The organism is Pseudomonas sp. rhizo66 (assembly GCF_031931925.1).
Classification (GTDB): Bacteria; Pseudomonadota; Gammaproteobacteria; order Pseudomonadales; family Pseudomonadaceae; genus Aquipseudomonas.
In genome coordinates this window covers 95,904-109,131 of the sequence record NZ_JAUJWZ010000001.1, presented here as the reverse complement: position 1 = coordinate 109,131, position 13,228 = coordinate 95,904, and the positions used below count along the sequence as shown (strand labels likewise).

14 protein-coding genes are annotated in these 13,228 nt (G+C 58.4%); 5 read left to right on the top strand and 9 right to left on the bottom strand.

What is annotated here, in order from left to right:
- Window positions 1-42: 42 nt before the first annotated feature.
- The gene (locus QZR14_RS00390) at window positions 43-1,152 is read right to left on the bottom strand and encodes a PilT/PilU family type 4a pilus ATPase (protein WP_250605330.1); all 1,110 of its coding nucleotides are present in this window, start codon (window positions 1,150-1,152) and stop codon (window positions 43-45) included.
- 113 nt (window positions 1,153-1,265) lie between these two features.
- Between QZR14_RS00390 and QZR14_RS00385 the strand changes: the two genes are divergently transcribed.
- Window positions 1,266-3,803 carry a PAS domain-containing hybrid sensor histidine kinase/response regulator gene (locus tag QZR14_RS00385; protein ID WP_311995566.1) on the top strand — a complete coding sequence of 846 codons (2,538 nt, stop codon included), beginning with the start codon at window positions 1,266-1,268 and terminating at the stop codon, window positions 3,801-3,803.
- 51 nt (window positions 3,804-3,854) lie between these two features.
- Complete coding sequence (locus QZR14_RS00380) at window positions 3,855-4,130, top strand: peptidylprolyl isomerase (RefSeq protein WP_007912322.1); 276 nt, start codon at window positions 3,855-3,857, stop codon at window positions 4,128-4,130.
- Window positions 4,131-4,295: 165 nt separating this feature from the next.
- Here QZR14_RS00380 and QZR14_RS00375 read toward each other — a convergent pair whose 3' ends face one another.
- The 8 genes from QZR14_RS00375 to QZR14_RS00340 form a co-directional block, all read right to left on the bottom strand.
- Window positions 4,296-5,231: a sugar kinase gene (locus tag QZR14_RS00375; RefSeq protein WP_311995565.1), complete on the bottom strand. Its 936-nt coding sequence runs from the start codon at window positions 5,229-5,231 to the stop codon at window positions 4,296-4,298.
- A 157-nt stretch (window positions 5,232-5,388) separates the two neighbouring features.
- Complete coding sequence (locus QZR14_RS00370; protein ID WP_311995564.1) at window positions 5,389-6,603, bottom strand: amino acid deaminase; 1,215 nt, start codon at window positions 6,601-6,603, stop codon at window positions 5,389-5,391.
- A gap of 39 nt (window positions 6,604-6,642) precedes the next feature.
- A complete protein-coding gene (locus QZR14_RS00365) occupies window positions 6,643-7,407 on the bottom strand; it encodes an IclR family transcriptional regulator (RefSeq protein WP_311995769.1) in 765 nt (254 codons plus the stop codon).
- Between the two features lie 296 nt (window positions 7,408-7,703).
- Entirely contained in the window at window positions 7,704-8,093 is a 390-nt protein-coding gene (locus tag QZR14_RS00360) for a RidA family protein (protein WP_311995563.1), read from the bottom strand.
- A gap of 30 nt (window positions 8,094-8,123) precedes the next feature.
- Window positions 8,124-8,915 carry an amino acid ABC transporter ATP-binding protein gene (locus QZR14_RS00355; protein WP_311995562.1) on the bottom strand — a complete coding sequence of 264 codons (792 nt, stop codon included), beginning with the start codon at window positions 8,913-8,915 and terminating at the stop codon, window positions 8,124-8,126.
- Window positions 8,912-9,574, bottom strand: a complete 663-nt coding sequence (locus QZR14_RS00350; RefSeq protein ID WP_311995561.1) for an amino acid ABC transporter permease — start codon at window positions 9,572-9,574, stop codon at window positions 8,912-8,914. The genes QZR14_RS00355 and QZR14_RS00350 overlap by 4 nt, the downstream gene beginning before the upstream one ends.
- A 9-nt stretch (window positions 9,575-9,583) precedes the next feature.
- Complete coding sequence (locus QZR14_RS00345) at window positions 9,584-10,246, bottom strand: amino acid ABC transporter permease (protein WP_003225455.1); 663 nt, start codon at window positions 10,244-10,246, stop codon at window positions 9,584-9,586.
- A gap of 51 nt (window positions 10,247-10,297) precedes the next feature.
- Window positions 10,298-11,146, bottom strand: a complete 849-nt coding sequence (locus QZR14_RS00340; protein WP_311995560.1) for a transporter substrate-binding domain-containing protein — start codon at window positions 11,144-11,146, stop codon at window positions 10,298-10,300.
- Between the two features lie 424 nt (window positions 11,147-11,570).
- On the opposite strand from QZR14_RS00340, the gene QZR14_RS00335 reads away from it, so the two are divergent.
- The 3 genes from QZR14_RS00335 (at window position 11,571) to QZR14_RS00325 (ending at window position 13,190) form a co-directional block, all read left to right on the top strand.
- Complete coding sequence (locus QZR14_RS00335; protein ID WP_250605337.1) at window positions 11,571-11,978, top strand: hypothetical protein; 408 nt, start codon at window positions 11,571-11,573, stop codon at window positions 11,976-11,978.
- Between the two features lie 94 nt (window positions 11,979-12,072).
- Window positions 12,073-12,504: a thioredoxin family protein gene (locus QZR14_RS00330; protein WP_311995559.1), complete on the top strand. Its 432-nt coding sequence runs from the start codon at window positions 12,073-12,075 to the stop codon at window positions 12,502-12,504.
- A 269-nt stretch (window positions 12,505-12,773) separates the two neighbouring features.
- A complete protein-coding gene (locus tag QZR14_RS00325; protein WP_311995558.1) occupies window positions 12,774-13,190 on the top strand; it encodes a hypothetical protein in 417 nt (138 codons plus the stop codon).
- The last annotated feature ends 38 nt before the right edge of the window (window positions 13,191-13,228 follow it).

Below are 13,228 nucleotides of genomic sequence, written 5' to 3'. Positions count from 1 at the left end.
CATTATTTCTTGCCAGACGTTTACAAGAAAAATACCCGACATTCAATCCATGAGCCCCCAACCCTCTGACAGTGAATCATTACTATCACTTGCCTCCCCCGCAAGTTTTATCCGCAACTTCAGATTATTAACCGAATCTGCATTTTTCAAAGCTTCCTGCGCACTTATCGCACCCTCGGCGACCAATGTGAACAGCGCTGCATCAAAGGTCTGCATGCCCAGTTCAGTGGACTTTTCCATTATCGGTTTGAGTTCCTCGAACTGCCCGCGCCGAACCACGTCAGCGATGGTTGGCGTGCCCAATAACACCTCGACAGCGGCTCTTCGTTGGCCATCGACAGTGCGCACCAAGCGCTGTGAGATAAATGCTTTCAGGTTATTACCCAGCGTCTGCAACAACTGCGGCCGCCGCTCTTCCGGGAACATGTTGATGATCCGGTCCAGTGCTTGATTGGCATTAGTGGCGTGCAGTGTGGAGAGCACCAGATGCCCGGTGTCGGCGAACGCCAAAGCATGTTCCATGGTTTCGCGGTCACGGATTTCGCCGATCAGCACCACATCCGGTGCCTGGCGCAGGGTGTTTTTCAGGGCCGCGTGGAAGCTGCGCGTATCGACCCCGACTTCCCGCTGATTGATGATCGAACGTTGGTGGCGATGGATGTACTCGATCGGATCCTCGATGGTGATGATATGCCCGCTGCTGTGGCGGTTGCGATGGTCGATCAGCGCGGCCAGCGACGTCGATTTACCCGAGTCGGTGGCGCCGACAAAGAGGATCAACCCCTGCTTGAGCATGACGCTGTCGAGCAGCACTGGCGGCAATTTCAGATCGGCAAAACGCGGGATGTCGAGTTTGACATTGCGAATGACGATCGATACATCGTTGCGCTGCTTGAAGATGTTGACGCGGAAACGCCCGATGCCCGCTCGCGAAATCGCCAGGTTCATTTCCAGATCCCGGTCGAACTCCCGCCGTTGCTCGGCGTCCATCAGGGAGGCAGCAATGGCGGCGGTTTCACCGTTCTTGAACGGGCGTTCGCTCAGCGCTGTGAGTACGCCGTCGACACGCGCACTGGGCGGTGCTCCCGTGGAGAGAAACAGGTCCGAACCGTTTTTATTGGACAAAACTGACAACAGCGCATCGATTTCCATGGCAAAAAACACCCGCGAAGCATTCAATGAACAGACAATGGCCTGCGCCTGGCGCAGATCAACTGCAACAATGATAGACGGCGCCTCACCGAACCACGCTCAGGACTGATGTAATGAATGCTGTACCGAACACCGATGACGCACAGGCACTGATCGCCCGCACCGACTGGAGCCGCAGCCCGCTGGGCGCTGCCGGCAACTGGCCGCAGAGCCTGCGCACCGCGGTGGACATCGTGATTCACTCGCCAATGCCGATGCTGTTGTTGTGGGGCCCGCAACTCACGCAGATCTACAACAATGGCTTCGCCCTGCTCGCCGGCCACAAGCATCCGCACGCTTTCGGACAGCCTGCGCACCAGATATGGCCAGAACTTCGCGACTTTACCGACCCGATTTACAGCGCCGTTCTACAAGGCCAGGTGCGCACCTACAGCGAAAGGCGCTTCACCCTGCAACGGGACGGCCAAGAGTCCGACTTTTGGCTGGATCTGACCTACAGCCCGATCCGCGATGAAACCGCGCAAGTCGCCGGAATACTGGTCACCGCCATCGAAACCAACGAACGCCGCCGCATCGCTCTGGAACTGCAGCGCCGCTCCGACGAAAGCCTCAAGGCCCAGCGGGAAACCGAGGAGCGCCTGCAACTGGCCCTGGCCGCGACCGATGCCGTCGGTACCTGGGATTGGGACATCGGCGAAGACCGCTTTATTGCCGATGCGCATTTCGCCCAATTGCATGGCGTCGATCCCGCCCTCGCCAGCCAGTTGCCGATCAGCGATTACTTGCAGGGCGTGCACCCCGAAGACCGCGCGATGATTGCGCGCAGCATCAAACACTGCATCACCCACGGCACCGAATACGCTGAGGAATACCGCTTGCAGCAAGGCGATGGCGAGGTGCGCTGGGTGTTCGCCCGCGGGCGCTGCTACAAGGATCATCACGGACGGCCCATGCGTTTTCTCGGCGCGGCGCTGGATCTGACCGAGCGTAAACACACCGAACAGGCGTTGCGCCAAAGTCAGACCGAACTGCAACTGATCATCAACGCCATGCCGATCCTGATCAGTTATGTCGACTGTGAAGAGCGCTTCCGCTTGAACAACGCGGCCTATCTGGACTGGTACGGCCTCACGCCCCAGGAACTCTACGGACGCACCATTCGCGAAGTCATCGGTGAAGAAGCCTACTTCCTGCGCCTGCCCTACATTGCCGAGGCGCTGGCCGGCAGACCCTGTTCGTTCAGCCTGTACACCCCGCACCGCGATGGCAGCAATCGCCACGCGCTGATGAATTACTTGCCGCGCTACGCCGCCGACGGCGCGATCAGCGGTTTCTATATCTTTGTGATCGACGAGACCGAGCGCAAGAAAACCGAAGAGGCACTGCGCAATCTCAACGAAACCCTGGAAGAACGGGTCAGCGCCCGTACCGAACAATTGGCCCAGGCCAACCAGCGTTTGCAGAACGAGATGTTCGAACGCGAGCGCGCCGAAGATGCCCTGCGCCACGCGCAAAAAATGGAGGCTGTCGGCCAGCTCACCGGCGGTATCGCCCACGACTTCAACAACATGCTCACCGGGATCATCGGCAGTCTGGATTTGATGCAGCGCTACATCGCCGATGGTCGGGCTGACGAGATTGGCCGTTTCACCGAAGCCGCCGTGTCATCGGCCAACCGTGCGGCGGCGCTGACCCATCGTTTGCTGGCTTTCTCGCGGCGCCAGTCACTGGATCGCAAAACCCTCGATGTCAATGAACTGGTGCATTCGCTGGAAGACCTGATCCGCCGCACCAAAGGCGATCCAATCGAACTTACCCTGCGTCTGGCCGAAAATGTCTGGCCGGTCAGCACCGACGTCAGCCAACTGGAAAACGCCCTGCTCAACCTGGTCATCAATGCCCGCGACGCGATGCCCGATGGCGGCGAGCTGCTGATCGAGACGGCCAACGTCTATCTCGACGGCAGCGATATCACCACGCTAGAACCGGTCAAGGCCGGTGATTATCTGATGCTGGCGGTCAGCGACAACGGCACCGGCATGACGCCCTCGGTGCGTTCCAAGGCTTTTGATCCGTTCTTCACCACCAAGCCGATCGGCCAGGGCACCGGGCTGGGGCTGTCGATGATTTATGGTTTTGCCCAGCAGTCGGGTGGCCATGTCAGCCTCGACAGCCTGCCGGGCCAGGGCACGTGTGTGCGCTTGTACTTGCCGCGCTTGTTCGGCGTCGAACCGGAACGGCCGGCCATCGTGGCCGTTGAACAACCGTCGGCGACGGCGACCGGTGAAACCGTGATGGTGGTCGAGGATGACCCGGCGGTGCGCATGCTGGTGCTCGATCTGCTCCGGGAGTTGGGTTATCAGGCCCACGAAGCCGAAGATGCCAAGACCGCCCTGCCGCTGCTGGAGTCCGATCTACGGGTCGATCTGCTGGTCACTGACGTCGGCCTGCCGGGCATGAATGGCCGGCAACTGGCGGAAATCGCCCGCCAGCATCGGCCGGGCCTCAAGGTGCTGTTCATGACCGGTTACGCGCAGAAAGCCGCCGAGCGCCAGGGCTTTCTCGAGGACGGTATGGACATGGTCGCCAAACCCTTTGCCATTGAGCTGCTGGCCAGCAAGATCCGCACGATGATCAGCCAAACCCAGTGACTTGAGGCATAATCCGCGCCCCGCCGTCACCCCGTAATCAGGTACCGCACGATGAAAGCCCAAGCCCGCCACATTCTGGTGAAAACCGCCGAAGAGGCCGAACAGCTCAAACAACGTATCGCCAAGGGTGAGGCGTTTGATGTGCTGGCCAAGAAATTCTCGACCTGCCCGTCCGGCAAGCGCGGCGGCGATCTGGGTGAAGTGCGGCCGGGGCAGATGGTCGGGGCGATTGATGCGGTGATTTTCAAGAAGCCGTTGCGCACGGTGCATGGGCCGATCAAGAGCAAGTTCGGCTATCACCTGGTGCAGGTGTTTTACCGCGATTAATACTTTCCTCGCAGGAGCTGTGTAGGGGCTGTGTAGGAGTTGTCGAGTGAAACGAGGCTGCGATCTTTTGATCTTGATCTTGATCTTGATCTTGATCTTGATCTCGATCTTGAAAAACAAGATCAAAAGATCGCAGCCTTCGGCAGCTCCTACAGGGATTGCATTTCAGGTTCTGGGAATCAGTGCTCCCGGCACCTGAATCACCTTGCTGGCCAGCAGGTGCCCGGCCTCGGCAGCCTCCGCCGGACTCCCTCCCGATAGTCGGTTGGCCAGATACGCCGCACTGAACGAATCCCCCGCCGCCGTGGTGTCCACGACTTTCTCGACCTTCTGCGCCGGCACCTCAAAAGCCTCGCCATCACAGCGAATCAGACACGCCTCAGCCCCCCGCTTGAGCACCACTTCCGGCGTGCCGAACTGCGCATAAGCGGCAAACACTGCCTCGCAATCGGCAAAACCGAACAGCGCCTGTTCGTCATCCACCGTGAGCAACGCCAGATCAACGTAAGGCAATACGCTGCGATAGGCGTCCCGCGCCTCTTCGACCGAGGCCCACAAGCGCGGACGGTAATTGTTGTCGAAGACGATGCGCGCATCACGCTGACGCGCTTCGATCAGCGTCTGGATCAGCTTTTCCCGGCCCAACGCACCGAGTACGGCCAGGGTGATGCCGCTGAAATACAGCACATCGTAATCCGGCAACGCGGCCAGAATCGGCGCGGCAGCCGGCGTGGTGAAACAGTCACGGACAGCGGCTTCATTGCGCCAATAGAGGAAGCGCCGTTCGCCGTTGGCATCGGTTTGAATGCAGTACAGGCCCGGCAAGCGCCCCGGCAGGCGCTGCACCCGATCGAGGCCGATGCCTTCGCTGGTCCAGATCCGGCACATGGCGTCGCTGAAGCTGTCATCGCCCAGTGCGGTGACGTAATCGACCTGCGCCTTGTCGCCCATGGCGCGGGACAGATACACCGCGGTGTTCAGGGTGTCGCCGCCAAAGCTTTGCTGCAGGCTGCCGTCGGCGCGTTGCTGCAGTTCGATCATGCATTCGCCGATCAGGGCGATACGCGGGGTGTTCGGGCCGAGGGGGCTAAGGGTGTTCATTTTGTGCTGTCTCTGTTGATTCGCGGATGTCTGGTCTGGCCTCATCGCTGGCAAGCCAGCTCCCACAGGGCTCAGTGTTGATTAAAAGATCTGTTAACGACATGAATCCTTGTGGGAGCTGGCTTGCCAGCGATTGGCCGCAACTCGGTCTGAAGCTTTAGAAACAGGTCTCCATGCTCTCGATCACCGACAGCTGTTCATCCACCAACAACCCGACACGCCATTTGTCGAACGTCAGGCACGGGTGCGACGTGCCAAAGGAAATAATGTCCCCGACCCGCAACTCAACGCCCGGCGCCACGCTCATGAACGCATGCTGATCCATCACCGCCGTGACCTTGCACGCGCCGACGTCTTCGCCCACCGCCGGCACCACACCGGCCTTGTAGCGCAGCAACGGCACCGGCAAACCGGCATCGAACGCGACATCACGTTTGCCCAGTGCGATCACCGCAAAACCTGGCTCCGGCAGCGATTGCACGTGCGCCCAGACTTCCAGCGCCGGGCGCAGTCCTTCGTGCAAATCACTGCGGCGGTCGAGTACGCAGCACTGCGCTTCCTTGTAGATGCCGTGGTCATGCGCCACATAACTGCCGGGACGTAACACGCTGAGGAAACGCCCAGCGGCGTTCTGTGCTTCGAAGGATTCGGCAATCAAGTCGTACCACGCCGAACCCGAAGCAGTGATGATCGGCTTGGCGATGGCGAACGCACCGCTGTCCTGCAATTGCACCGCCAGACGCACCAGCGACGCGGCAAATTCACGAATGCCGCTGACGGCGTGATCGCCGTGAATTACCCCTTCGTAACCCTCGATGCCGGTCAGGGCCAGCGCCGGTTGCGCGTTGATTGCCTTGGCCAGTTCGATGACTTCTTCTTCGCTGCGGCAACCACAACGACCGCCGACCACGCCGTACTCGATCATCACGTTCAACTTCACCCCGCGCGAGGCGAAATAGGCGCCGAGATCGGCGACGTTATCCGGATGGTCGACCATGCAATAGAAATCGAACGACGGATCGACGAGCAGATCGGCAATCAGTGCCATGTTCGGCGCGCCGACCAATTGGTTGGCCATCAGCACTCGGCGCACACCATGGGCATAAGCCGCGCGGGTCTGGGTCGCGCTGGCGAGGGTGATGCCCCACGCGCCAGCGTCGAGCTGACGCTTGAACAGCGCCGGGGTCATGCTGGTTTTACCGTGGGGCGCCAGTTCGGCACCGCTGTCGCTGACAAATTTCTGCATCCAGTGGATGTTGTGCTCGAGTGCTGCGCGATGCAGCACTAGCGCCGGCAGGCTGACGTCACGCACCAGGTGCGCGCCGATGGCGGCGTCGCCCTTTTCCCCAGCAGTATTGATGGCAGTCGTCATGGTCGAACTCCTCACATTCGCAGCCGCAGGCAGCTGCGGTTATTCGTTGATTCGCCGGGCGAGGCTGTTGGCGCTCTCGATCAGCACCCGGCGATAGTCGTCGTAATTGTTTTTCGCATCGGCCCGTGGCGCGACGATGCACAAGGTGCAAATGGCCACGCCTTGCGGGTCTTTGACCGGCGCGGCGAAGCAATGGGTAAAGGTGTCGGCAACACTGTCGAAGGAGAAGAAACCGTCGATGCCGGCCTGACGGATCTCCGCAAGAAAGCGTTCCAGCGGCAGACGTTCGCCGTCGGGCAGGATGAAGTCGTCTTTGTCGATCAGGTCGATGATCTGTTGATCGCTCAAATGCGCGAGCAGCAGGCGCCCGGAAGCGGTCCAGGGGATCGGCGCGTTTTCGCCGATGTCGGAGGAAATACGGAAATGCCGCTCGCCCTCCTTCATCAGTGCCACCGTGTATTTACGCCCGTTGAGCAGGCACATCTGCGCGGTTTCATGGGTCTGGCTGACGATCTCCTGCAAGGCGTGATCGGCCTCGCGGCTGAGGTCGAAATGACGCAAATGCGCCTGACCGAGAAAGTACAACTGCCGCCCCAGATAGACATGACCGTCCTTGCCCACCGGCTCCAGAATCCGGCGTTCGAGTAACGAAGCGACCAGTTCGTAAACCGTGGATTTCGGGCTGCCGATGCCGTTGGCGATGTCGTTGGGGCGCAGCGGCTGGCCGATCTCCTTGAGGAAATCGAGAATATCGAACGCCCGGTCCAGACCGCGAGCCCGGCGTTTGATGGTGTCTTCGGTCATTTCAGTGGTTCCCATTCAAAGTCGCCGGATGGTAACTGGCCCTTGGTGTTGTGTCAGTTGGATTGCTGCCCTCACCCCCCGCCCTCTCCCTGAGGGAGAGGGAGCCTGACTGGATCGATGCACATGTTGTGGTCAGCCGCCAAAATCTGCATCGATGGAGATCAGTCCCCTCTCCCAGAGAGAAAGAGCCTGGCCGTATCGATGTAAATGTAAGCGTCATACGCAAATCCACATCGATACAGATCAGTCCCCTCTCCCTTGGGAGAGGGGCTGCGGCCTAAGCAACACAGCAATTTTCAAGCCTTCTTCTTGTAGGCGATGCAGTCGATCTCGACCTTGCAACCGACCATCATGCTCGCCTGCACACAGGCCCGCGCCGGTGCGTGTTCAGGCTTGAAGTACTCACCGAAGACCTTGTTGAAACTGCTGAAATCCCGCGGATCATCCAGCCACACCCCGGCCCGTACCACATCCTCCAGGCCATAACCGGCCTCTTCGAGAATCGCGATCAGGTTCTTCATGGTCTGGTGGGTCTGCTCGACAATGCCGCCCACGATGATCTCGCCATCCACCGCCGGCACCTGGCCAGACACATGCAACCAGCCATCCGCTTCAACGGCGCGAGCGAATGGACGTGGCTGGCCGCCAGCGGCGGTGCTGCCGGTGCCGTAACGCGTAATGCTCATGGGTATTTCTCCTGATTTGAAAACGTAAGATTAAAACCGCGTGTTTTTCAGAAACTCAGCCAGACGCGGCGATTGCGGGCGTTCGAACAGTTCCTTGGGAGGCCCCTGCTCTTCGATCCGCCCCTGATTCATGAAAACGATCTTGTCCGAGACCTCGAAGGCAAATCGCATCTCGTGGGTCACCAGCAGCATGGTCATGCCGTCCTCGGCCAGCCCCTTGATCACGTTGAGCACTTCGCCCACCAGCTCCGGGTCGAGCGCCGAAGTGACCTCATCGAAGAGCATCAGGCTCGGATTCATCGCAATCGCCCGGGCAATCGCCACGCGCTGTTGCTGACCGCCAGACAACTGACCGGGAAAGTGATTGCGCCGCTCCAGCAGCCCCACGCGCTCCAGCCATTTCTCGGCAAGCGCCACGGCTTCGTCCTTGTGCATCTTCTTCACCTTGAGCAGGCCCAGGGTGACGTTCTGCAACGCGGTCAGGTGCGGGAACAGGTTGAACTGCTGGAACGCCATGCCGGTCATCGCGCGATGGCGGGCGATGACTTTTTCCGCGTGGCGCACGCGCTTGCCGTTGACCTCGTCATAGCCGATGGATTCGCCGTCGAGCAGGATCTGCCCGCCCTGGAATTCTTCGAGCATGTTCACGCAACGCAGCAGCGTGGTTTTCCCCGAGCCGCTGGAGCCGATCAGCGTCACCACGTTGCCACGCTGCATGCTCAGATCGACACCCTTGAGGACTTCAACGGCGCCGTACTGTTTGTGCAGACCACGGATATCCAGCAGTGCCTGATTCTGTGGGGAAACTTGAGCTTGAGTCATGGCAGGGCCACCCGCTTTTCAATGTGCCGGCCGAGTAATTCGATGCCGTAGTTGATGACGAAGAACAGAAAACCGGCGAACAGGTAGAACTCCAGGGTCATGAAGTTCCGGGCGATGATCTGTTGCGTGCTGAGCAGCAATTCGGCGACGCCGATCACCGAGAGCAAGGTCGAGGCCTTGACGATTTCGGTGGACGAATTGACCCAGGTCGGCAGGATTTGCCGTAGCGCCTGAGGCAACAATACGTAGCCAAGGGATTGATAAAACGTCAGGCCGATGGCTTTGCTCGCTTCCATCTGCCCGCGCGGCAGAGCTTGCAGCGCACCGCGAACAATCTCGGCGACATGGGAGCCGCAAAACAGCGTCAGGCCCAAGGCCCCGGCCTGAAACGCGCTGATCTGCCAGCCGAGCGCCGGAGCCATATAAAAGCAGGCCAGCACCAGCACAAACACCGGGGTGCCGCGTATCAAGTCGACGTAAAAACGGAACGGCGCGCGCATCCAGAACTTGCCGTAGGTCAACACCAGCCCGGCAACAACGCCGAGCAAGGTGCCGAGCAGAATCGCCAGCGCCGACACTTGCACACTGGTCAGAAAACCCTGCCACAGCGGCTCACGCGCAACCCACAATTCATGTAACCAACTGGGAGATTCGTACATCGCAGCCTCCTATCGGCGGATCGCCAGACGCTGCTCGAGGTAACGCAGCAACATGGCAATGAGGTAACAGGCCGCGACATACAACGCCGTGGTAACCAGCCAGGTTTCGATCACCCGGTAGCTTTCGACGTTGATCTTGCGCGCGTAGTAGGTCAGCTCCGGCACCGCAATTGCGGCGGCCAGTGAGGTGTCCTTGAACAGCGAAATGAAGTTGTTCGACAGCGCTGGCAAGACATTGCGCAGCATCACCGGCACGGTGACGTAGGCCTTGACCTGCCACTCGCCGAGACCAATGGCCAGACCGGCCTCACGCTGGCCTTTGGGGATGCTGAGCAAACCGCCACGGAACACTTCGGTCAGGTACGCCCCGGCATACAACGACAGGGTGATGATGAACGAAGGAATCTTGTCCAGCCGAATGCCCAGGCTTGGCAGCGCAAAGTAGATCAACAGAATCAACACCAGAATCGGCGTGTTACGCACCACCGTGACGTACACCGAAGCCAACACCCGCAAGGCGCGGTGCTTCGAGAGCAAGGCGAACGCCATCAGCAGGCCGATCACGCAGCCGATGGCGATCGACACCAAGGCCAGTTCAAGGCCAAGACCAAGCCCCGCCAGCAAGGTGTCGAAATCGCGCCACACGGCGGCAAAGTTCAACTGATAGTTCATGGTCAGCAGTACCTTGAGCGGGGCGACGTGAATCGCCCCACTCTCACGGGATCATTTGAATTCGACTGGGAAACCAATTGCTGGCGAAGGCAGATCTACACCGAACCATTGCTTGAACGACGCCGCATAAGTCGGGAATTCAACGCCGGTCATGGCTTCATGCAGAGCGGTGTTGACGAAGTTCAGCCAGTCCTGATCGCCGCGTTTCACCGCACATGCGTAGGTTTGCGGGCTCCATGCGTAGCTTGGGCTGCGATAGCGGCCAGGGTTCTGCACCATCAGGTATTTGACCGAGGACTGGTCGGTGGCGGCGGCATCGGCGCGACCGGAGTTCACGGCCTGATACATCAGATCAACGCTGTCGTACTGATCGACCTTGGCTTTGGGCAGGGCTTGATGCACCAGTTCTTCGGCATAGACGTTTTGCAGCACCGCCACGGTGACGCTGTCGCCGGCGGCTTGCAGGTCTTCGATTTCCTTGTACTTGCTGTTGTTCGGCAACAGCAGGCCGACGCCTTCGCGGTAGTACGGCAGGGTGAACGCCACCTGCTGCGCACGGCTGGCGGTAACGGTGATGAACTGGCAGCTCATGTCGACCTTGTCGGTGAGCAGATTGGGGATCCGCGCATCGGACGACTGCACGACGAATTCGACCTTGCTCGGGTCGTTGAACAGACCTTTGGCCACGATCCTGGCGATGTCGATATCAAACCCCTGCAACTTGCCGTCCGCGCCCTGAAAGTGCCACGGCGCATTGGTGCTGCCGGTACCCACGATCAACTTGCCACGGGCCAGAACACTGTCGAGCTTGCTGTCGGCTGCCTGGGCCATACCCATGACAGCGGACGAAGCCACAAGAACAAAAACACACGCTTTGAACAACGAAGGACGGCGATGCATGGCAAGCACTCCAGGATGGTGTTTATTCCGCTATACCGGAACACGGTTTGTTACTACGGAATAGACAGCAGAAAGTGTGCCATAGCTTTGGCGGAAAAACCCGGTTACCGGGAAAAATTAATTGACTCAAAGACTTAGCTGGCGGATCACCGCGCGACTATTCCCAATAGCAGGGTGGCCTTCGCTACTGAAGGCAATCAATTGGGAAGTAACGTCTCATTCAAGGGCATGTGCGCGACCAATTGATGCACACATAGAGCAATGAATCGGACTTGAAAAACAGACTGAGTGCAGGTGACCGTTCATCGGATTTGCGGCTCGACCTGTCAGAGTTGACAGTTGTTGACCGGTGAGTTGATAGGCCTACTGGTTTGGACCGAACGGGTCAGGAATCGAACTCAAAATCTCAATAAGGACTTTTGAAATGGCCAATCTGATTAAAAACGGTGATTTCGCCAATCAAGGCGACCACTGGACCGCAACAAATCCAACAAACGTCAGTTATGTGAATGGTCACTGCATTATCGCCACACCTGACTCCATCAGTCAGGACGTTAAGCTGGGCAACGGAGGTGGCGGGCTATTTATGGTGTTTGCAAGAATGAAAACACTACGTGGTTATGCTGGCCGTATCACTGTTCAGCCCATTCCGACAGGAGATCCGGTTTACCTTGAGGTCGGCGGGCAACAGCAGGAATGGACACTCCAATGGCAAATCTTCACTGCGCCGCTTGCAACACTCGCGTTCAAAGTCACAGCCGAATCCAATGATGGCACGTTTGATGAACTCGGCTCTTACTTCGGCGATATCACGCTATCCAAGTTGCTCTGAGCCAACGCGATTAAAAGCGAGCGTTCTTTCACATCGCAAAAGCTCGCTTTTTACCGTGAACGCACCAGCGCTGTATTCCGAGAGAGGAGTTTCAATGAACTCGACAATCCCTTTCGCAGCCTTGCCGGCCACCTATCGAAAAACACTGAAAACCTGGCGCCCGGTAATCCTCTATTTCGCTAACGAACATTGCCCCGCCTGCGAGTGGGCCGGTCCGGTGTTTCGTCAGACGGCCGAGCCGTACCGGCACCGCGCCAATATCTACATGCTCAATACCAGCGAGTCCCCACGCCATCCGCTGGTCACCGGCACGCCCACCGTGCTGTTTTACAAGAACGGCAGACTGGTGAAAAAACTCAAAGGCATCGGCACCGAAGCAACCCTCGCACGGGATTTCGCCGAGCACATCGGCAAGACCAAAGCGCCCGTTGCGCCCCGTAAACGAATACATGATCTGCCTTGGCTGCGGCAGACTCTTCGCACTTTGCGCACCGTTGCGCGTGCGCGCTTGCGCAGCCACTGCTGAACAGGCTGGCTGAAGGTTTCGAAGCAGCGTTAACCAAAAAGTCTCAGGGAGAGTTGGACATGACGAATCTGATCAAGAACGGCGAGTTCTATGAGGGCGCAAAACATTAGTTATGTGACCCCCATGAAAAGAATCAACGCTCTGCGTCGGATTGACCACTGGTCGGAATAATCGTTTGACCTGTCAGAGTTGACAGTTGTCGACCGGAACTTGCGCGGGCCTACTGGCGAGGCGGTACAGGACAAACCCAAACCACCGAGGATGAAAAAATGGACAACTACATTAAAAACGGAGACTTCTCCGAAGAAGGCGCTCATTGGGAAGCAAACAACCCAGATAATGTGACTTTTGAGAACAACACCTGTGTTATCGCTGGGCCTGCCAAAATTAATCAGTACGTGGACCTTCTTGGGCGAGGTGATCCAGGGTATCCGATTTTCATGTTTTCGCTCAGAGTGCGAACACCTAGAAGTTCACCTGCCCGTATCACCCTAACCTTCGAGCCCATTCGCAACCCGCTGATACTTAATATCGATAGCGGTGACGACTGGGTAGACATAAGACAGGAATTCACACGTAGATCAGTATTCGATGTGAGCGTTACTTTGGAGAGCCTTGGTAGTGCGGACGAAGGCAAGTGTTTCTTCGACGACGTAAAGCTTTCCATCCTGCCTGATGCATCGTAAAAACTGAAAGGCAAATCATCGACAGACGATGACTCGCA

Bases quoted from the DNA above. Each gene is read 5' to 3' on its own strand.
- QZR14_RS00390 (WP_250605330.1), bottom strand. From the start codon at position 1,152: ATGGAAATCGATGCGCTGTTGTCAGTTTTGTCCAATAAAAACGGTTCG.
- QZR14_RS00385 (WP_311995566.1), top strand. From the start codon at position 1,266: ATGAATGCTGTACCGAACACCGATGACGCACAGGCACTGATCGCCCGC.
- QZR14_RS00380 (WP_007912322.1), top strand. From the start codon at position 3,855: ATGAAAGCCCAAGCCCGCCACATTCTGGTGAAAACCGCCGAAGAGGCC.
- QZR14_RS00375 (WP_311995565.1), bottom strand. From the start codon at position 5,231: ATGAACACCCTTAGCCCCCTCGGCCCGAACACCCCGCGTATCGCCCTG.
- QZR14_RS00370 (WP_311995564.1), bottom strand. From the start codon at position 6,603: ATGACGACTGCCATCAATACTGCTGGGGAAAAGGGCGACGCCGCCATC.
- QZR14_RS00365 (WP_311995769.1), bottom strand. From the start codon at position 7,407: ATGACCGAAGACACCATCAAACGCCGGGCTCGCGGTCTGGACCGGGCG.
- QZR14_RS00360 (WP_311995563.1), bottom strand. From the start codon at position 8,093: ATGAGCATTACGCGTTACGGCACCGGCAGCACCGCCGCTGGCGGCCAG.
- QZR14_RS00355 (WP_311995562.1), bottom strand. From the start codon at position 8,915: ATGACTCAAGCTCAAGTTTCCCCACAGAATCAGGCACTGCTGGATATC.
- QZR14_RS00350 (WP_311995561.1), bottom strand. From the start codon at position 9,574: ATGTACGAATCTCCCAGTTGGTTACATGAATTGTGGGTTGCGCGTGAG.
- QZR14_RS00345 (WP_003225455.1), bottom strand. From the start codon at position 10,246: ATGAACTATCAGTTGAACTTTGCCGCCGTGTGGCGCGATTTCGACACC.
- QZR14_RS00340 (WP_311995560.1), bottom strand. From the start codon at position 11,146: ATGCATCGCCGTCCTTCGTTGTTCAAAGCGTGTGTTTTTGTTCTTGTG.
- QZR14_RS00335 (WP_250605337.1), top strand. From the start codon at position 11,571: ATGGCCAATCTGATTAAAAACGGTGATTTCGCCAATCAAGGCGACCAC.
- QZR14_RS00330 (WP_311995559.1), top strand. From the start codon at position 12,073: ATGAACTCGACAATCCCTTTCGCAGCCTTGCCGGCCACCTATCGAAAA.
- QZR14_RS00325 (WP_311995558.1), top strand. From the start codon at position 12,774: ATGGACAACTACATTAAAAACGGAGACTTCTCCGAAGAAGGCGCTCAT.